The 20,710-nt window shown below is 44.7% G+C and carries 20 protein-coding genes; 19 read left to right on the forward strand and 1 reads right to left on the reverse strand.

The annotated features are described in order from the left end of the window. Nucleotides 1-343: 343 nt before the first annotated feature. Together TY03_RS15635 and TY03_RS22530 are read left to right on the forward strand one after the other, a co-directional pair. The gene (locus TY03_RS15635; protein ID WP_042371646.1) at nt 344-949 is read left to right on the forward strand and encodes a hypothetical protein; all 606 of its coding nucleotides are present in this window, start codon (nt 344-346) and stop codon (nt 947-949) included. Between the two features lie 226 nt (nt 950-1,175). Next, complete coding sequence (locus TY03_RS22530) at nt 1,176-1,571, forward strand: hypothetical protein (protein ID WP_148335685.1); 396 nt, start codon at nt 1,176-1,178, stop codon at nt 1,569-1,571. On the opposite strand, the gene TY03_RS15640 is transcribed toward TY03_RS22530, so the two are convergent. Then, entirely contained in the window at nt 1,498-2,184 is a 687-nt protein-coding gene (locus TY03_RS15640; RefSeq protein WP_042371834.1) for a M23 family metallopeptidase, read from the reverse strand. The two genes, TY03_RS22530 and TY03_RS15640, sit on opposite strands and share 74 nt — an antisense overlap. A 279-nt stretch (nt 2,185-2,463) precedes the next feature. Between TY03_RS15640 and TY03_RS15645 the strand changes: the two genes are divergently transcribed. From TY03_RS15645 to TY03_RS15725, 17 genes are all read left to right on the forward strand, one after another. After that, complete coding sequence (locus TY03_RS15645) at nt 2,464-3,228, forward strand: DUF4099 domain-containing protein (protein WP_042371648.1); 765 nt, start codon at nt 2,464-2,466, stop codon at nt 3,226-3,228. 5 nt (nt 3,229-3,233) lie between these two features. Then, a complete protein-coding gene (locus TY03_RS15650) occupies nt 3,234-3,458 on the forward strand; it encodes a hypothetical protein (RefSeq protein ID WP_042371650.1) in 225 nt (74 codons plus the stop codon). A 15-nt stretch (nt 3,459-3,473) separates the two neighbouring features. Beyond that, a complete protein-coding gene (locus TY03_RS15655) occupies nt 3,474-5,069 on the forward strand; it encodes a hypothetical protein (RefSeq protein WP_042371653.1) in 1,596 nt (531 codons plus the stop codon). Nucleotides 5,070-5,094: 25 nt separating this feature from the next. Further along, nucleotides 5,095-6,678 carry a toprim domain-containing protein gene (locus TY03_RS15660; RefSeq protein WP_042371655.1) on the forward strand — a complete coding sequence of 528 codons (1,584 nt, stop codon included), beginning with the start codon at nt 5,095-5,097 and terminating at the stop codon, nt 6,676-6,678. Between the two features lie 2 nt (nt 6,679-6,680). Next, nucleotides 6,681-7,175, forward strand: coding sequence for a PH domain-containing protein (locus TY03_RS15665; RefSeq protein WP_042371656.1), 495 nt, complete (start codon nt 6,681-6,683; stop codon nt 7,173-7,175). Beyond that, a complete protein-coding gene (locus TY03_RS15670; protein ID WP_042371658.1) occupies nt 7,156-7,845 on the forward strand; it encodes a hypothetical protein in 690 nt (229 codons plus the stop codon). The genes TY03_RS15665 and TY03_RS15670 overlap by 20 nt, the downstream gene beginning before the upstream one ends. 11 nt (nt 7,846-7,856) lie before the next feature. Continuing rightward, entirely contained in the window at nt 7,857-8,531 is a 675-nt protein-coding gene (locus TY03_RS15675) for a hypothetical protein (protein WP_042371661.1), read from the forward strand. Nucleotides 8,532-8,555: 24 nt separating this feature from the next. After that, complete coding sequence (locus TY03_RS15680) at nt 8,556-9,224, forward strand: hypothetical protein (RefSeq protein WP_042371662.1); 669 nt, start codon at nt 8,556-8,558, stop codon at nt 9,222-9,224. Between the two features lie 97 nt (nt 9,225-9,321). Continuing rightward, nucleotides 9,322-10,215, forward strand: coding sequence for a phosphoadenosine phosphosulfate reductase family protein (locus TY03_RS15685; RefSeq protein ID WP_042371664.1), 894 nt, complete (start codon nt 9,322-9,324; stop codon nt 10,213-10,215). Nucleotides 10,216-10,231: 16 nt separating this feature from the next. Continuing rightward, a complete protein-coding gene (locus tag TY03_RS15690; RefSeq protein WP_042371666.1) occupies nt 10,232-11,059 on the forward strand; it encodes a M23 family metallopeptidase in 828 nt (275 codons plus the stop codon). A gap of 23 nt (nt 11,060-11,082) precedes the next feature. Continuing rightward, nucleotides 11,083-11,367, forward strand: a complete 285-nt coding sequence (locus TY03_RS15695; RefSeq protein ID WP_042371669.1) for a hypothetical protein — start codon at nt 11,083-11,085, stop codon at nt 11,365-11,367. Next, the gene (locus TY03_RS15700; RefSeq protein WP_042371671.1) at nt 11,364-13,148 is read left to right on the forward strand and encodes a hypothetical protein; all 1,785 of its coding nucleotides are present in this window, start codon (nt 11,364-11,366) and stop codon (nt 13,146-13,148) included. Before TY03_RS15695 ends, TY03_RS15700 begins: the two co-directional genes overlap by 4 nt. Before the next feature lie 7 nt (nt 13,149-13,155). Continuing rightward, nucleotides 13,156-16,227 carry a MutS N-terminal domain-containing protein gene (locus TY03_RS15705; protein WP_187374005.1) on the forward strand — a complete coding sequence of 1,024 codons (3,072 nt, stop codon included), beginning with the start codon at nt 13,156-13,158 and terminating at the stop codon, nt 16,225-16,227. A 12-nt stretch (nt 16,228-16,239) separates the two neighbouring features. Continuing rightward, nucleotides 16,240-17,844: a glucosaminidase domain-containing protein gene (locus TY03_RS23130; RefSeq protein ID WP_042371673.1), complete on the forward strand. Its 1,605-nt coding sequence runs from the start codon at nt 16,240-16,242 to the stop codon at nt 17,842-17,844. Continuing rightward, nucleotides 17,841-18,020, forward strand: a complete 180-nt coding sequence (locus tag TY03_RS15715) for a hypothetical protein (RefSeq protein WP_042371675.1) — start codon at nt 17,841-17,843, stop codon at nt 18,018-18,020. The genes TY03_RS23130 and TY03_RS15715 overlap by 4 nt, the downstream gene beginning before the upstream one ends. A gap of 23 nt (nt 18,021-18,043) precedes the next feature. Beyond that, nucleotides 18,044-18,646, forward strand: a complete 603-nt coding sequence (locus TY03_RS15720) for a single-stranded DNA-binding protein (protein WP_042371677.1) — start codon at nt 18,044-18,046, stop codon at nt 18,644-18,646. A gap of 29 nt (nt 18,647-18,675) precedes the next feature. Further along, nucleotides 18,676-20,490 carry an ArdC family protein gene (locus tag TY03_RS15725; RefSeq protein ID WP_042371678.1) on the forward strand — a complete coding sequence of 605 codons (1,815 nt, stop codon included), beginning with the start codon at nt 18,676-18,678 and terminating at the stop codon, nt 20,488-20,490. Nucleotides 20,491-20,710 lie beyond the last annotated feature (220 nt).

Here is a 20,710-nt window from a genome sequence, read left to right on the forward strand (position 1 = left end):
CGTTAAGAAAAGCGAAAATTCTAAATATAATGCCATTCTTGCTATTCTTGGACAGTAAAATTAAGCATTATGCACTCTTTTGATACCTGAGTAGTTACTTTATTTACACTAGATTAAAATTGCCATAACCTATAAGGCTAAAGACGCCAATTTACATAAAAAAAATAGCTAGTAGCGGTTTACAGATAAATAATCATCATTATCATAATAATTACTCAAGTAAATCAAGAACAATGAAACGAAAAAAAAATACTCCCATATTGAGGAAAAGTGGCAACAAAGTCTATCGAGACAAAAAAATGCTGGGTTAAACAAGACCAATAAAGGAAAAAATGAATTATGGATGCTCTACAAAACTGCTCATGAACTATACCAATCCGAGGTTGTTGGAGATCATAAATTGTATAACCGTTATGTTAACGATTTTTTGAACAGCCATACATATATTGATTGTGTTGATACGGCAGGAATGAATGAACACAATAAGAACTTTCATATTATGGAAGAACTTCTGACTATTCGTAAAGATTTAGTACAGAAGTATTTTGCAAAAGAAAAGCTGTGTGACTCTGATTATTCAATTATGCACCAAGAGTTTAATACAACACAACAGTCTCCCAACTCTGAAGTATTTATTGCTTCAGAGTCACTCCCAGTCGCGTTCAGTTCTAAGCTGAATTTTCAATGTAGCTTCAATTCTACGCAAATAAGGCTTATTACATATAGTGTGAATGAAACTCATTTATTTTCTCCTGATGTATCAGAAACCGAAATGAAAGCCTTCTTTACCTGTTGTATAGAACATCCTTTGAAGTCAGTCTGCAATCGTAGAGTTGCTTTTTTTTTTCGATGTTCTATGCGAGCACAAACTTATTTCGCCACGGTGGCAACATATTATAGACGAGAACGGGTTGATTATGTCATCTACCCAAAAAGCTCTGCTCAATAGTAACAAATTGTCAACAGCATTAAATGAAGCCAAACAAAACGATGGATGTGTATACAGAACTATTAAGTTACATGTACAGAAAATAGCAGAAAACGGAGGATGCAACAGTTCAGATGTGGAATAGTAATATAGCCTCTTTATTTCCCTAATGGCGAATTAGCTATCAGGGGAAAATGTTGCATAATTGCAAGAATTTGTCTATCTTTACATGATAAAGATTTAACCTATGTCGTACATACTCATCATTGTAGTTGCCTTTTTTCTATTGAGAATAGTCGGAAAGATGCTCCGTCATTTCATGTCACCCTCCAATGTCGGTTTTTGGCTACTGATATTGGGGTTGCTCTTCATACCTCATTGTGCATGGATTAGCCTGGCAATCATTGTCGGGCGTTATGTTGTTGCACCTATTATACGTCATCTGCCTAAAGATAATGAGAAGGATTGTGCCCGAAAGAAAGGGAATAGAAGCGATGGCACCAACTGGAATACCATCATCATGTTGGCTATTCCTATCTTTTGGCCGTTCCTGATCTTGAAGTGGTTCGTCAAGGATAAGACTCTGCCGAATGACAATAGCCCATTTGATTATGAGCAGCATGAGAAGAGTAACGGGCGATAGCCTTATCTTTGGTCTCTTTAATAAAATCCAGCAAAATATTCGGATTGATGTATTTACCCTTGTACTTGGCCGACAAATGTAGGTGTTCCCCCGTTGTCCGTGTACCTGTATTGCCTGTGATAGCAACCACCTCCCCCGGTTTCACTACTGTATTTTTTCTTACCAAAGCCTTTGAAAGATGACAGTAGCTCACGGTATAGTTGCCATGACGTATGGTAACGTAGTTGCCGGAACGCTTATCATGCCCCACCTTAATAACCTCCCCCTCCATCACCGCATAGACCTCATTGCTCCTTGCGTGAAAATCGATACCATTATGTAGGCTCTGTTTGCCGGTGAACGGGTCGCGTCGCCATCCATAAGGAGAATTGACTACCATCCTATCCATCGGATAAGAGACACTTAGATACTGCTGAATCCATTCATTCGGACATTCCGCTTTTGATTTCCCTACTTTAGTAGAGGGATCATTCTTACTGGCCTCCCCTACTTCGGGGAGGTCTTGCTGCTTCTGTACCTTATATGAAGCTGGCTGTTTGCTTACCGTGTAGAATTGCGCCTGAAGAAAGAAGCAATTCTGAAAGAGTATGAATATTGTTAGTAGTGATTTCATTGGGTAAAAGTATATCTCACCTCTGTGAACTATGGCATAATCATCATTCAAACAATCGTTCTTTAACATCCTGTAGGTAATCATACTGTGTTTTTATACTCAATCCCAATGTTTCAAACCATATCTAAATTTATGCCTTTGAGTATGATTACAGGTATGATTTTAATCCACGATGCTAAATAAGTCGAAAATCAGAGAGATAAAAGAGAACGCACTATTTATCGCACCATCCATCCTCTATTTTTGCTCGAAAAATTATTTATTAAACATATAGCAACTATGAACAGAAACAGATTTTCGGACGCGGAGATACCCTATAAGACTCTCCAAAAATTCAGTCTCACTCAGGAAATGATTGGCGACCTGCCTACACATGCCCTGTCACAAATTGCGGAAGGCTATCGTTCTCCGGTATTGCCTATTGAGTTTACTGATGAGCAAGGGAACACCTACAAAAGCCGTACCCGCTTTTCTCTTTATCGAACGGAAGATAACCGGGTAGATGTATTGTTCTATCCGCAACTGCAACAAGCACAACTGAAGAAGTTTAGCGAAAAGAACAGAAATAAATTGCAGTCCGACAAAGCGGTCATTGATAAAATGACCACCGCTGATGGCAAGGACATACAAGCTTTTCTACAGATAGACAAGGGAACGCAGCAGATACTCTATGTACCCACTCCGGTAATAGGCAGAAACCTTCAGGTCATAGCCGATGAGTTTCACCTGAACAATGCAGAACTTAACTGTCTACAGAACGGAAATCCGTTGACTATCCTGACCGATGATGACACAATCACTGTGGGTGTTGATCTGAACGAATCCACCGGTATCCGTATCTGTGCAGGTGATGAACGCAAATGGAACGCGGAGGTGAAGAAAGACTGGGAGAAGTACAACTACGGATGCTTCGGGTGCTGGATGATGGATGAAGGGGGAAACCTGGACTACATCCCTGAAGAAGAGTACACTGATGAAATGTGGGAAGAGATGAGACGGAAAGGCGAAAGCCGCAAATCACAAGTTACTACTCTTAAATTGTAAGAACGATGGCAAAAGAGAAATTCTACACAGAAGAAGAGCTGGTGGAGAAAGTTCAGGCAAGAGAATTTGGCTGGCTTGATTACGTCAACCACCACTCACGGGAATGGAAACAGGAATATATAGTGTATTGCAAATCCAGAGGACTATCCATCAATGAAAAGTCGGCAGAAGCCTATATCGAGTTGAAACAACAGCAGCTGGAGGAAGCTTTGGAAAACGGTGATGCTTAAACAAACGATCAGCAGATGACAATCAGAAAGAATACCAACCCCATTCCACTGGATTTGCCAGTAGAATTGCAGGACATTCTTATTCGGAATGGAATGCATGCGCATATCACGGGAAGCAGCAATGGATTCAGCCTGACCGTGCAAGGTCATGATTCACCCGTACTGACTTATCCGATTAGTGAGAAGCAACTTATGGCGCTGACCGACGGAGGAACCAACTTCACCAACAAGCGGAGTTACAATACCTTTGCCAGTATTGTGGCGACGGACTTTGACATGCCCAAGGACTTCGTTCACGCACGCAATGCCAACGGGCGTGTGGCGATGGGGCTGCATGGCTACCGTATCGGTGCAGGAGAATACGGACGGACGGGCATACCCCGGCATTTCCATGCCTGGGGAGATCGGTTTCTTGGCTGGACTCCCCGACAACAGGAAGGATTCCACTTACGGCGTATCGGAGGGAACTTGTACTATCCCGGTGCTCCTATGGTACCGGAACGTCCCGATGGACGCATGAAACCCGGAGAACTACAGAGTGGCGGTTACGGATTCTACTATAAAGGTCAGCAGACGGCGCCGGTGGCCGGGCAGGATGTGCTGAAAGACTTGCAGAGTGTGATTACTCCCATACAGGCAAGCAACCGAAGTGCGGAAGCAGCGAAACCTTATAAGGAGCTTATCACTTCACCCGTGTACTTCACGAATGATAAGTGGCAGGAATGCTTGGGCAGTCACGGCATTATTGTCGATGCACAGGCTAAGAAACTGACTATACAGTCTAAGGCCACGCAAGCCGACTTCCAATATGACCTGACCGACGAGGAAGTGAAGACACTGACCCATAATTCCATTAAAGAAGCCTCTGTAGAAAAGCGACTGGATATGCTTAATGAGATTATCAAGGAGGACTTCAACGGTGCTATTACATTGGAGTTGCTCAACAGCAAAAAATCCATTGATATACCCTTGCAACCTGCTGTTCTGGAAGACTTGAACTATCAGCTACAGATGATGGAAGGGAAAGAGAGACGACCAGGTGCAAATGTGGAAGACGGCATAGAAATACGGACTGAACAGGCATTGCCCAAAGGAACGGTCGTAATGAACGGCAATGATTTGGGGTATCTGGATCAAAACAAAGGCTGGTTCAGGGAAGGTCAGCATGGCAGGGAGGTTACTGTGGATGCCATACGGGTGGAGCCGGTAACGGAAGGCAAATACAAGATGACCGCTGTGATTGACGGAGAAACCGTCAGCCATGAGATCAGCCAAAAGCAATATGATAAGTTTATGGCCATAGACGACTTTCACCGTATGAAACTTTTCTCGAAAATTTTCGGGGAAGTGGATGTGAAAAGCCGTGGTGACGGCGTGGCATTGGGAACCAAGATTGGAGCGGCACTTTTGGCGGGTGTAACGGTATTGGGAGAACTCGGAAGAGGACTTTATGACCGTCCTTGTCCGGAGGTGTTTGTGGAGCATCACGGACACGGGCCGGAAGCGAGAGCCTATTTCAAACCCGGAGTAGATAGTCCGATGGATGTGGCCGCACGGAACTATGAAGCGGCGGTCAATACGGAGATGATGCAGCGGGAACTCGGTCGCTGAATGTAAACAAATAAATAGCATCCTTATGGCAGAACTGAATTACGAAGATTTTAAGAGGCGCATCAACATACAGGACTTGTTGGCAGATGCCGGTTACAGTCTTAACAGGCGTGATGGATTACGCTATCCATCTTACGTGAAGATGGGAAGTGACGGGCGGCGTGTGCGTGGCGACAAGTTCATTGTCACAGGCAATGGACTATGTTGTTACCAGCCGCCGGAACAAAAGAACTACAATGTCATCTCGTTTATCAAAGAACATCCGCATTTCTTTTCGGAATATACTCTGGGGATGAATACGGACCGATTGGTCAATCTCGTATGTAACCGGTTGCTTAATCAACCGATTGACAGGCGACATTCAATTGTGACAGAGAGAGAACGTTCGGAAAAGACATTTGACCTGCAAGAGTATAAACGACAGGATTTCCGCAAGGATGATTGGGACAGCCAAAAAGCTTTTTATCCCTATTTCAAGTCGAGAGGGATTTCTCTTGATACCCAGCGTGCGTTTAGCAATTATTTCTTCATTGCCATGAGAGAAGCTTCCAATGGAAAAACTTATTCCAATCTCTCTTTTCCCTTGCGTAAACCTACTGATTTGGCAACCATCGTGGGAATGGAAGAACGGGGCCGCGCCTATGCCGAAGGGAAGGCTACGTATAAGGGAATGGCTGCCGGAAGCAATGCTACGGAAGGTCTGTGGATAGCCTGCCCGTCAGGTGAAGCATTGGATAATGCGAAAGACGTGTATTGGTTTGAGAGCGCATACGACGCGATGGCTTTTTATCAGATTACTAAGAATGAGCTAAAAAACGGTAGAAACCGGGATTTGGAAAAAGAGTTGTCACGACTTGACAAGTCTGTGTTTGTAAGTACCGGAGGCAATCCGAGTATGCGCCAATTCAAGGGAATGATAGCAGAAACACCTGAAGCCAATCACCACCTGTGTTTTGACAGAGACCGTGCCGGGCAGATGTTCGCTATCAATTTTGCATTGACCAAGGCAGGAAAAACATTCAACACACACGTCACGCCGAAAGGCAAGCTGATAGTGGTAGATACTACTGATAAATATCAGCGGCATGAACTAAATCCGGAACTGTTTGAGTTTGACCGATTATTGAAAATACTGGGTGCAGATACTCAAAGACAGGGGAGTGAAATGACGGAATACATGGATAGCTTACGGAATAAAGAGGATATTTTCTCCGGAGATGAATATCTACTGCCACCTGATTTATTGAATGCCTACGGGAGGTATGAGGTAGCCTGTGAGGAATTTCATTCGGCCAAATACAGTGGATTGGTCTGTCAAGAGGATCTGGAAGATATTGGTGATGAGCTAAAGACTTCGTATGAAGCGTACAAAGCAGCCATGAAAGATGCTGCATCTCACTATGAGTCAGCCGGACGAACCATCTATCAGCCGTGTGAAAAAGAATACAAGGACTGGAACGATCAATTGCTGGACAAAAGGATCGTGGCAGGGGAAGACAATGCTGTTGATAAAGTTTCGGAAAACAGTGTCGCAACTGGAAATCGTCCGGAAGAAAGAGATGAAGAATATGACGAGGAAGAAGAAAGAATCAGCCATTTTCATAGATAACCATGAGAGAAGAAACCGTAATAAGATTCAGAACGCTATTTCTGCAACCTCACTGGTTGCAATTCATCATCAATGAGCTGCCAGGCATTCTGCTCACGGGCGGTTGCCTGATTGTAGCCGGTGTGGATGATATGCCGTTTACCAACCTGATTTTAGTTGCGGCGGTACTTCTTGCCCTGCGTCTGCTGTATGCCTTTGTCTATCTACGACGGATGGAATACCGCATCAATGGAGAGCAACTCATCATGGAATATGGGGTATTCACCAGAAAGAGTGACTATCTGGAACTCTACCGCATTGTGGACTTCAATGAACACCGTACCCTTCCGCAACAAATATGCGGATTGAAAACGGTCACTATCTATTCAGGTGACAGAAGCAATCCCAAACTGGTCATTACCGGATTGAAAAATGATCTTGATTTAGTGTCGCTCATCCGTGAACGGGTGGAATATAACAAACGAAGAAAGGGCATCTATGAAATTACAAATCGTTAGCCTGATGGTGTGTCTCCTGTTGGGTGTTCAGGAAATCAGGGCGCAATATGTGCAAACCAATCCCTTGGAGTGGGTCGCCCTTGCGGAAGGGAATGAAGCTATCAACAGTCAGGTGCAGACAGAAACGGAAGGCCAAATGAAGACTGCCGTGCTACAGAATACCATCGCTGCTGAATTTAACAAGATTCACGAATGGGAGCGCAAATACAGCAGCTATCTGCAAACGGCCAGTGGTTACGCTTCTTCGCTGAAAGCGGCTTCTACTCTGTATGAAGATGGTGTAAGAATCTTTATCACACTCGGAAAGCTACACAATGCCATCAATAAGAATGCGCAAGGATTGGTCGCTACCATCCCTATGAATAACCTGTATATCGAAACCGCCACGGAACTGGTGACGGTCTATACGCTACTGAGAAACGCAGTGGCGACAGGCGGCAAACAGAATATGCTGACCGGAGCGGAACGTAGTGAGACGATGTGGGCGTTGTCTGATAAATTGGGAACATTCCATAAGAAACTAAACCGGCTGTATCTGAGCATCCGCTATTACACAATGACGGATGTGTGGAACAATGCGACAGCCGGAATGCTGGAGCGTACACCCGGAGAAGTGGCGGTCATGGCATTGGGGCGATGGAAGCGGGCGGCGAAAGCCATCAATGATTAACTGGTACAGATATGAAAACAAAAATTGTATTCGGATGCTTATTCGCATTGCTGGCTGTGGTACAGGCGCAAGCACAGACAGATCCTACATTGGCTGGAATGATTGTCGCCTATACCGACAAGGCGAAAGACCAGCTCAAGGCACAGGAGAAAACCATGATGATGCAGACTACCGGTCATCTGTGGATTCGGGAGGAAGTGGAAGCGACTACCGACCTGCAACGACAGTACAATGAGTACCTCGACTCTTTCAGGGACATCATCAGCTATGCAGCGCAGATATATGGATTCTACCATGAAGTCGGCAAACTGTCCGACACTATGGGGGAACTGAACAAACAGCTTCGGGAAAACGGACAGGGAGCCTTTGCTGTGGCTCTTACACCCCGGCGTAACCAGATTTATCGGGATTTGATTCTGGGAAGTGTGGAGATTGTGAATGACATCCGACAGGTATGCCTTAGCAATACCAAGATGACGGAGAAGCAACGCATCGAAATCGTACTGGCTATCCGGCCCAAATTGCAAGTGATGAACAAGAAACTACTGAGACTAGGCAGAGCTGTGAAATATACCTCCTTCGGGGATGTATGGAGGGAGATAGACGAAGGGGCACGACCGAAAGTGGACAAGTCGGACATAGCAAAGACCTGTATGCGGAGGTGGAAATCTAACGGGAAAAGATAATAACCAATATAATAATCAAACGATATGAGTAAATGGGCAACTTTACTAAAATATGGGAAGCAGGTGGCAGATTCGTCACTAAAATATGGCAAACAGGCGGCAAACTCGTCTGCTGCCAAGACGATGGGAGATGCGATGATTCATCCGCAACGGACTTTGACTGGATTGGGGAAAGCTACGAAGACTGCGGTCGTAGGCGGTGGAATGGGCTATCTGGCATGGGAAAACATCGTAAACGACAAACCTATTGTCAGAACTGCCGCCGATGTTCTCGTTGGAGAAGAAACAGTTGACAAAGGTTTGGAAGTAGCCGGCAAAGCTTCCGACAAGGTGGAAAACATGGTGGAGAAGGTCGGCGAAAACATGGAGAGCATTTCTTCCTCCGTGTCGGGCGCATCGGGTGCATGGAGCGGAATCGGCGGTTTTCTTAAAAATATGCTTGGCGGCAACGGGTTGGATATGCTTGGGAACTTCTTCGGCAATATCGGCAAAGGTAATGTGTCGGGGTTGAGTATGCTCGGACTGGTAGCGTCCTCACTGCTCGTCTTCGGGAGGTTCGGATGGTTGGGAAAGATTGCCGGGGCTTTGATGGGCATGATGCTTATCGGAAGTAACAGCCGAGGTATTCAAACGGAACAACCCTCACAGAGTGAATCACAGGATGTGCAACGAAACGGAGGGATGAGACGATAATTCTTGTACTACTGACAGGATAGTAGTAAAACAAGAGTGTAGTGGAATAGTAATGTAGGAGATTAGTAAAGTAGTAATAATTGAAAATCAAGAAGTAATGAACATCTTTTCGGATGAAATAGAGCAGCAAGCTATCCAGCGGATTCAGAAGTTCGCAAAGATAGCTAAGGCGATGGAATTTGATATTTGCTTAGGATTTTCAGGTGGCAAGGATAGTCAAGTGGTCTACGACCTTTGCCTGCGTTCGGGAATTAAGTTCAAAGCATACTTCAATCATTCATTTGAAAGTAGTATTACCCGGCGGTTTATTCGTGAAAACTATCCGAATGTAATAAGACGAAGGGATTACAAGTATGGATTTATCGAAAACATCTGGAAAGTACACAATGGCTTCCTTCCAACCGTTCAAGCAGCATACTGCTGCAATGACTATAAGCACAACGCCAAGTACGTTGACGCATGTAGTATTGTAGGGGTTCGCAAGGCTGAAAGCGCGAAGCGAAAACAGCGAACAGCCTTTGAAACCAAGAACAAAACTGTGCTGAAGAAAAATAAGGCATTGATCGATGTCTATTTCGAGGAAAATTGTCAATCGGTAGGAACTGCAAGTGTCATCCAACTAAAGCCAATTATTGATTGGAGTGATAATGATGTTTGGGGTTACCTGCTCAAGTATTACCTGCCTATTAATCCAGAATACAAAAAAAAGAAAAGGGTTGGTTGCAGGGTATGTCCCAAAGCGAACCTTACAAGCAATGCGGACGCGCTAATTGAAACCCCAAAACTCATTGATGCTTTTATTAGAGCAAGGGAGAAAGGTGGTTTAATAATAGATTGGATTATCACATCTGAAAACAGAGATTACTCCGATGATAAATGCTACTATATCTGCCGATGGCTTAATCATTCTTTTATGCCATTCACGAAGAAGCAGAAGAAGTTGTATGAGAAGGTTAGAGAAGCGTATAGTCAAAAGCATAATAGTAAATAATTCAAATAAATAAAATATGAACTATACCCAAGAAATGAATCTGCAATCGAAAAGCGGCTATTGTATGCCCTTTGAAGAGCGTAAGGGTGAAGTCCGTATGTCATTGGACTACGGGACACAGGTTCACCCCAAGAGTGGAGAAGAGTTTTTCCATCACGGAATAGACTTTATCACCAAGCACTATCTGCTGTCAGCCTGTGCGGATGGAATCGTCAGCGGTATCGGAAGTGACGCACGTCATGGACTCTTTCAGGTCATCCGATACGGCAAATATGAAGTTACCTACGCTCATCTGACCAATGTACTGGCGACCTTTGGAACGAAGGTAAAGGCGGGAAGCGTGGCAAGTGTCAGTGGAGAACTTCTTCATATAGAGGTGAGATACGACGGAGAAGAAATCAATCCTCTTGAATTTCTTACCATGATTTACGGTAATCTCAAGATGATGCAACAACAAGGAGAAGTGGGTATGCCGGATTTTGATACCATCGACATGGATATTCCTACAGACTTCGAAGACAATCAGGAGGAAGTAGAGCAACTGATGCTGCGCTTCTATCCCGACTACCTGGCAGAACTGAACGACGGAAAATACTTATTGCCACAACATACGGAGCAGTCGCTTCGCAATATCTTCTCCTTGTCGGCCGTCAAGAACTATTTCTATGAAATGATACCGTCATTGAGCAATCCCTTGGGTGTCGGGCAAAGAGCTGTGCCGGTGGCGGCCAAAGTGCAAAACTTGCTGATTGGCGATTTTCTGAACTATATGGCGTTACGGCATCAGATATTCCTGTCCACCCTGAGCGAAAGCGATAAAAAAAAACTTCTGACGAAGCTCTGAGAAGCGGAGGAATCATCGACCCTCTGGCAGAGCTGGAAATAGACGTGCAGAGCTTTGACATACCGAGGCTGATTACGGTCTATCCTGATCAGGCAGGTATCCGGTGGTGGACGAAGGCATGGTTCAACAACCAGGAAGAAGGCGAAGATTCCATCGAAATCACCCGGCAGACGGCTGTTCGCTTTCTACAAAGTCAGATAGAGAAGGATATCATGCTTGAAGAGTATTTTCCCAAACAGATGGAAGTCTATCGCAATGCCATCGAGCAAACAAAAGTGCAATTACTGAAACAAATCAATATCTCATGAATAGTCCTAAACAATCACAACGGTTCGCAGAGATTGAGTATTGTCTGCAACGCTATTTCGACAGTCAATTTGAGCCGGTTATGCGTAATGTCCAGCAAGAACTGTCTAAAAAGCAGCTAAAGGAATACAGCGACTATACCACCAGTATCAGCGGAATCCTACGTTCGGCGGCCAGCGGTATGAATGGTATGCCGGACGATTCCATGCAGTTTGTCAAGCTGACCGGTGAATGGAACAGTAAAACCGCAGAAGACTATGTGGAGATGTGCCGTGAGCGGATAAGTTCCTCAAAAGACTTTCAGAAAGATTTGGGGCGTATGGCCGAAGAGTGGCGAAATACTGTGGTTGCGGAAATCGGGCGCGAGAGGTATGATACGCTCTCAAAGGAATTGGGAGGCGACCTTGCTTCCGCCTACGTGGATTACCGTGTGGAACAGATGATGGTTAACAAGATGGTAGCGGACCGGATGCCGAAATCATCCGTGGAGTATATACTCCGCAAAGGAGCTTCAGAGAGCTTGTTGGGATTGACGCAATCACTATCTAATTCACCATTGAGACAGGAAATAGAAAAGAAAGGTGAAGCCGCTTATCATCCGAATATGGTAGAGAAAGGTGCGGGAAAAGCTGTGGCGTTTGGGGCTGATGTGGTTACGACGGGTGGCTTTTCTTCTTGGGGGGCTATCGCCAACTTGTTCAAAACAGAAGTCGTCTTTACCGGAGTAGATTTTCTTCTCGACAAGAAACGGAAAGAGAAGACCGTCACTATCGAAGATTGCATCAGTAAAGGTGTATTTGATTCGAAGCAGAATGTCTTTGAGGATTTCAGGAAACGGAGCAATGCAATCAACCCGTGGGAGAACGGCTATGTGCAATCATTCAATAACCAACTGACAAATAAAATGGCTATACCAACTGAGAAACCTTTCTGGGTGGCAGAATCGGGAAAACCGCTTTGGGAACTCGCTTCACCCGTTGTGGAGGAAAAAAAACAGAAAGCGGAATATGCCCAAGTACCGATGGTGGTCGCACCCGGACATGAGCAGGAGTATCTTGACAATCTGAAAAGAGAGCAGGAAGTTTCCAGAAAAAAAGCACAGGAATCGGCAGTGGAAAAATCGGAGTTGCATTCTGAGAAAGAGGATTCGGAGAATCTTGCCAAATCAGATATGGGGAAAACATCCACCAATGAAAACGGGTGGGGTAATCTCTTTGGTTCGGTCGGACTAAATGGATTGGGGGATATCGGCAAGAATATCGGCTATGTAGTGTCCATGCTTCCTGATATGCTCATAGGGCTCTTTACGGGAAAGACAAAATCTCTGAACATAAAGGATTCGATGGTACCTATTGCTTCCATTCTGATAGGAATGTTTGTGAAGAATCCGCTGCTAAAGATGGTCTTGATTGGTATGGGAGGATTGAATCTGCTTAATAAAGCCGGTCACGAAGCGATGGAAAAGCAGGAAGGACGACCGCTGCAAAGTGCAGGAATGGAACCGCACTTCAAAACTTATTCTGATGAACCGCTGAATCCACGTATCGGAAATCCTGCACTACAAGGAAATTGTCTTATCGCTACCATAGACAAAGTGCCGTGCAGTATTCAATTGCCAAACTCTGTGGTAGATGCGTATGAAGCCGGAGCGTTACCGCTGAATACGCTATCCAATGCGGTGCTGGCTAAAAATGATCAGATGCGGCAAGTAGCACAGGAGAATTACCGGACTGCGGAGAATAATCAATCGGAAGGTAGGGAAAGAACGGTCGTTATCAAATAATTAAATTATGAGTAAAGAAGAATTAACTGAATTAGCAGATAGCTCCATTAAAGATCCAGAAACAAGAAAAGCTGTTGATGGCATCGCTGATAGTGCGTTGAGGGTTGAACAGGTGGCCGCTTTAGAGAAGTCACTCACGTTCGGTGGACAGGGATTATTGAATGTGAGAGGGATCATTGATGAGCAGAGAGTAGCTCCCTTTTTGGCAAAGTATGATCTAACGAAGGATGCACAGAGATATGAAGAGATTATCTCTATAAATCCCAATATTTACGATCTCACGGAAGATGCAGAGAAGTTCATGGATCGCTTTAATATAGCTGTTAAGACAGCATCCTATCAGGAGCTAAAGTTGATTGGCCGTCTTGACATTATACAGAAGGTAAAAGCAGATCGGTATTTCGAGAAGGACATCACTTTAATCGAAACCAAATTGAATGAGAATACACAGCAGCATCCTCAAAAAAACATACCCATGAAGCAGAAAAATAGACAGGAGCAGCACGCTGCCAACCGACAAGTGGAATTACTGACAAACGCATTGAATGGAGCTGCCGTCAGCGGTGGGTACTGGTTGAACACTTCATCGAGAAGCCTGCCGAGAATCTACCCCAAAGGGCCTGCCGTCAGTCCGTTCAACTCCCTGGTGCTGGGTATGCACGCTGACCAGAACGGTTACAAGACCAATCTGTACACGTTGTTTGCAGATGCCAAGCAACGGGGCGAAGCCATCCGTGAACGTGAAACCGGCGCACCGTTTTTCTGGTATCGCTGGAAAGAGTATGTGAACCGCCATAACCCCAAAGATACCATCAGCAGGGAAGACTATCTGAAACTACCAAACGAAGAGAAAGCTCTCTATAAAGGTATTCGTAACCGGGAAGTACAGACCATGTTTAATATCGACCAGACAACCTTGCCATTCATTGATAAAGAAAGGTATGAGCAATCGGTGGAACGCTATGGCAGGTATGAAGACCGCAAACATCCTAAAAATGAAGAGGGAAAGCTCCGTATCGAGGTGAATGATTTCGCATTGCGGATGCGTGATAATTTAGTTCCTATCCGGAAAAGCGTTACGGGTACCGTATATTATGATTCAGAGAAAAATGCGGTGTATATCCCCGAAAAGAAACACTTCGGTCAGTACAATGACTATGTACAGGAATTGATGCGGCAAGTGGTTACGGCAACGGGACACCAACAACGGATGGCACGTCAGGGGATGGTAATGAAAGGTGGCATGGCTCCGTCAGAAGATGCCACGAAATACGAACAACTGGTGGCGGAACTGGCTTCGGGTGTAAAAATGATGGAACTGGGACTACCATCGAAACTATCGAATGACAGTCTGTCTCTGGTAGAATACTGGACACGGGAGCTGAAAGAGAATCCTTGCCTGATAGATGCCATCGAAGCTGATGTGAACAACGCTGTGGATATTATCCGCAGAGCGGAAGAAGGAGAAAAGATCGAATTTGCCACTTTTCGCAACAAGCAGCAAACCACAGAGATGAAGGAGAAACAGAAACCACAGGTGGACAGCAGGGAAAGTGCTATCCTGCTGGATGTGATCCGTCATGGGGGCATGAAGATAGACGAACGTAACTTCCCCTCACCGGAAGTCAAAACAGCCTTTTTGGAGAAATTCAGCCTGTCACACTACGAAAAGGAGAAGAACTACGCTTTGGAACAAACTAGGCATGAAGATCCGGAAGTAGTGGAAACCGCTTTTACCGAAGCGGTGGATAATGGAGCGAAAATAGCCGAAATATGCACCGAGATAATACCGGAACAATGGAACACGAAAGGCAGCTACTTCATTGCCGACGAATTGAAAAAGTTGCCTGACAGAAGTACGAAAGAAATGGTAGTCGTAAAAGACAATATTTCAGGCATCGTTGATGTTGTGATACCGGCAGGCGCTATGGGAGGCGGTGTAGTGGCTATGCCCAATGGGGAGAAACGCCCTTACCGCCTGACTCCAGATGAGGTGATGACGGCAGATGAACGTGTTGCCGCACATGCAGAGGTACGAAATTACAATATTCCCGGATTTTCCAAACAGCGTATTCAAGATGCACTGTTGCAGGAAGGTTATCGGTATATCCGCTTTTACAATAATGACGGAATATTGGGCTACCGTCCAGATGACAGCTATTTTGAAGGAAAGGATGTTTCGCTCAACAAGCTGAATGGAAAGTCACTGGAGGCAGTATCCCACTTTGACGTGAGCGAACATGTACAAAAAGCCAACGTACTGTTTGACCGAATACAGATGCTACGGGACGACAACAACCGATGGATTCTGTATTTGAAACCACAGAATGAACCTTCGTTCAGTGTCTATCCGGATAAAGCGGACATCAATCAATTCTTCTCGACCATCAAGCAAGGGCAATATGAGCAAGGAGAACGGTTGCGCACGGAACTGGCGCAGAAGTATCACGCTTTGGCGACCAATTATCCAGAATTGAAGATTGACCTATTCGGCGGCGGTAAAGACAATGAGGCAGATTTATCAAAGATACAGCGTGTGGTTATCTACAAGACTAAAGATGAACGCATTCTCTGTGCCCCGGTCATTGACGGTATCCCCAAAGTGGAACCACGGGAGATTACCCCCCAACAATGGCAACGGATGTGGGTGGCGGAAGATATGGCGGAATACAAGACGAACCTTGCCGCCAAAGTATTCAATGATTTGCTGAAGTCGATTCAAGTAGTGGACATGGAAGAGAAGAGTGCGCTCCCACAGATCAATCTGAAGCAATACGGAGAAATCAAAACGAAACACCCGGATGCAATCCTGTTATTCCGCAATGGGGATAGCTATGAATCGTATGCGGAAGATGCCGACAAGGTTTCCAAGTTACTGAAATTAGAGAAAGCTATTGGCATGGAGAGCGGCTTAAAAAATCAAGTGGATATTGTCTCTTTCCCAACCTATGACCTCGATACTGTTCTGCCGGAATTGATTCGGGCGGGAAACCGGGTTGCAATATGTGACAAGGTGGAACATAAGGAGATTATCGACAATGAGCAGCAGGAAGAGGTACGTACAGGCAGACATTTATAACAAATTTGAATCATGAGCAAGAATAAGGATTATGCGGAAGAATATGCTGAATACGCTATGGAACAAATGCGGAGATACGGCATCCCTGCCTCTGTCACGCTGGCGCAGGGTATCATAGAGAGCAGTAACGGGCAAAGCCAGTTGGCACGTAATGAGAATAACCATTTTGGTATCAAGGCTACACCGGCATGGATAGCTGGTGGTGGCAAATACGGTCTTTATACGGATGACAAACCGAATGAGAAATTTTGTAGTTATGGCAGTGTGAGTAACTCGTATGAACACCATAGTCAGTTTCTCAAAAATAATCAGCGGTATGCAGGTTGTTTCAAACTGTCACCTGACGATTACCGGGGTTGGTCTAAAGGGTTGGAGAAAGCCGGTTATGCTACGGCAGGGAAATATGCTTCCAGTCTTGTCGGCATCATTGAAAAGAATGGTCTGCAAAAGTATGACCAACAGGTAATGGCAGAGATGAAAGCGAAAGGACTAGCGTTTGGAACGGAACAAAATTCTCGTACTATAAATAGTGATATAGTAGATACTATAAGTAGTAATAATAGAAAATCAGATAGTTATGCAATGGATAACAATAGCTACTCATTTCCTTTGAAGCGAGATGAGTTTATGTTGGTCACTTCACAGTTCGGTATGCGTACAGATCCGATGGATTCGTCCAAACAACAAATGCACAAGGGCATTGACATCCAAACCAAACTAGATGATATGCTGGCAACGGAGAATCATGGGAAAGTCGTAGCAGTCAATCAGAATGCTCACACCGCCGGCGGTAAATCGGTCACACTGGAGTATCAACGTGAAAACGGGGATAAATGCCAAATCAATTATCTGCATCTTTCTTCCATTGACGTGAAGATTGGAGACGAAGTGAAGGCTGGTCAGAAAATAGGTATATCAGGCAATACCGGTACACGGACAACGGGTGAGCATCTACATTTCGGAGTGAAACAGATCACTGCGGATGGAACATCGAGAGATATTGACCCGGCCGCTTACCTGGCGGAAATCGGGCAAAAAGGGAATATTCAGTTGCAAGCTTTATCGAATGGAACAGATCTGTTGGCCAAATACAAGGAGGCGGCACCCGGTAAAAATCCACAGATTGACACCACACTATCACCGGAAGATTGGATGAAGAAGTTGCTGTCCTCAGAAGACAGCGGAGTGGGAATGTCATCAGGTGATCCGATTATGGAACTGGTAACAACTCTGTTTACCTCGCTGATGGCATTGGCGGTGCAAATTGATGGCAAATCGGAAGAAGAGAAAATGCAGGCTGCTACGGACTCTGCTATAAAAAAACAGGTGGATTTGTCCACCTTGATGCTGTCGTTAAAAGAATGTAGTCTGAGCATTCAGGAGAACGGGAAAGCTCTTCTACAAATGAATGACGGAAAGAATAGTTATAACCATGAACTAAGTGCTGTCGAGATGAACCGGTTGCAAAGCACTCTTGGCGACTCAGGTCTGTCAGATGCCGATAAACAGCAACGCATTGCGGGTATAGTGAATAATGCCTTGCTGACGCAACAGGCTTCACGCAACTATGAGCAAAATGCCAGTCAGCAGGAAAACCAAAATCTACAGATACGATGAAGACAATAGGATTAATCTTGGCCATCGTTATAGTGATTGCTTGTGCCTGGGCTATCCGCTATGCCATACATAGCTGTTTCGGGTTAATGGCTTCAGTGGCATACATGACGGTAGTTATCATCGGGCTGGCATGGACTATTTATGAGACGAAACACGCCTCAATGTCGGACGAATAAATCATTTTTAAATACTGAATTTTATGATTAAGTGTAATGTAACAGTCAATGGTGTCATCAGTCGTGCAGCGTCGATGCGCACCGGAAAAGAAGGTAAGGCATACATCAGCTTTGCTGTCAAAGTGAATGTGTCTTCAAAGGACGGGGATTCCTGCAAAGCAGTGGAGGTGAGTGTGCTTCAGGAAGGTAACAGCAATGAACTCGCACAGTATTCATCCGGTACACGGGTGGAATTGAAAGGAAGTCTGACTTTCAGAAAACGAGAAAGTAATTTCTACTTCAATTTTCATGCGGACTCGGTGGAGTTCAGTCCAGTAAACAATCAGGATGGCATTGCCGGAAGTATGGAGTTTAAAGGAACAATTGGTAAACAGGTAGACGAAAAGACGGATAAGAAAGGCAGGCAGTATCTGATATTCTCGGTTTTCAGTACCGAAAAGGACGGAGATATTTTTGAATATACTTGGGTTCGCTTTATCCGGTTCGCTCCCGAACATGAAGCTTTTCTCACTCCCAAAGGAAAGGTTCATATCAATGGGACTCTGGAAATATCCATTTACCAGGATAAAATCAATTTGGGGTGCAGAGTGGAAGAGATCAGTGAATGGGTCAAACAGGATGCCTGAAAGTCGAATGAAGAAATACCTTTTTAGTTATGGCGTATAAGAAGAAATTTAATGCGGATGGACCCAGTGCAGAGGATAAAGCATTGGACCGTTTTGCAGAGCTGATGATAGAAAAAATAAACCATCTGCAAAGTGACTGGAAGAAACCGTGGTTTACCGAAGGAACGATGAAATGGCCCAAGAACCTGTCGGGGCGTGATTACAATGGAATGAATGCTTTGATGCTGATGCTCTATGCTGAAAAGCAAGGGTACAAGCTGCCTGTTTATTGTACTTTTGACAGGGTGATTGGGCTGAACTACCAGAAGGATAAACAGGGGAACCGGACAGCGCTGAAAGATGAGAATGGAGAGCCGCTACCACAAGTCAGCGTACAGAAAGGAGAAAAGTCATTCCCTGTTTTCATTACCACATTTACTGTGGTGGATAAGGATACCAAGTCTAAGATAAAGTATGATGACTACAAGAAACTGTCGGATGGAGAGAAACAACGTTATTCGGTGTACCCGAAAATGCAGGTCTATTCTGTGTTCAATGTGGATCAGACTAATATGAAAGAGGCACGCCCTGAACTCTATGCGAAGATTGAAGCAGAGAATCAGCTTGTAAAACCAGAGCTGAATGGTGAGGGCTTTTCGTTTCCTGCCGTTGATAAGATGATTGAAGACAATGGCTGGGTTTGTCCCATTGAACTGAAACATCAGGATAGGGCTTACTACAGCATCTTGAATGATAGGATTGTGATGCCGGAAAAGGCGCAGTTTGTGGACGGGGAGTCGTTCGCAGGTACACTTTTTCATGAAATGACGCATAGCACGGGTTCAGAGAGTCGACTGAATAGGATAAAACCAAGTGCATTCGGGTCGGAAGAATATGCTCGCGAAGAATTGGTAGCCGAGCTGGGTAGTGCTTTGGTGGCGCAGCGGTATGGTATATCCAAGAATGTAAAGGACGAATCGGCTGCATACCTGAAGTCCTGGCTTAATAGCTTGAAGGAATCACCGGATTTTATCAAGACGACTCTGCTTGATGTGAAACGGGCATCGGGCATGATAATAGAGCAATTAGACAAGATTACACAACAGATAGACAATGAGAACTCTGTACAGCAGAATGTTACGGAAAAGAGTGGAGAAAGCAAGGATAGGCGTAGCTTTTATGTATCAGTGGCTTACCTCCAAAATGCTGATGACACACAGCTTTTAGACCGACTGCATGAGAATGGTGACTATGATCGGTTGTTGCAAGAGGCAAAGGAATATGACCAAGGTGAAGCCATCGACCTGGAGTATACCTTCCAATCACCAATCCAGAACCGTGGTGATGATTTGTTGGATGAGAATGACTACTATGCGGTGGTCTACAACAACAGTGTTGGCGGTACCTACGAAATCATGCGTAAAGTATCTGAGCAGGAAGTACACAGCATGATTGAGCGTTATGGACTACCCAATGATGCCTCAAAGGACGTGAAGGTAGTAGCCAAGAATATGGTAGCCGAGCAGTTTGTCGAGATGACAGCCAAACGTATGCCTATATTTGAGATGGACAATGGAAATGTGTTGCAGGTACAGTACAACAAAGAGACTGACCACCTCGATGTCGGTACTGTCACCAATATCGGCCTCGCTGTGAAGCACTCTTTTGAATATGACCACAGTTTTACTCTTGATGCCAACCTACAAGGTGTTCATGAGCAACTTTCTGAGATGTCGGAATACCAACACGAGAAAGCGGATATTGGGGATGTGGATAATGATGGTATCCTGGATGAAGTGGCACGCGAAGAAAGGCAGTTGGTGGAAGAGGTTGAGGAAGAGGTGTATTGCAGGAGGGGAAGATAATAGGATTTAGGGCTAATTTTCTGTTGTACATTATTTGATAATTTGCATGTTGCTTTGTCTGTTAAAAAAAAATAGCAAAAAAGGTGTTTTTAATTAAAGAATATTCGCTATTTTCCAATGCGCGAATATAGAGAAGCTGATAGTTTTTCTATATTCGCCCAATAGGAAGTGCTGTTTTAACAGTTACCGTAATGTTTGCGTCTTTTTCTTCTCCTGCTTC

The sequence above is a fragment of the Bacteroides neonati genome (genome assembly GCF_000499785.1).
Lineage (GTDB): Bacteria > Bacteroidota > Bacteroidia > Bacteroidales > Bacteroidaceae > Bacteroides > Bacteroides neonati.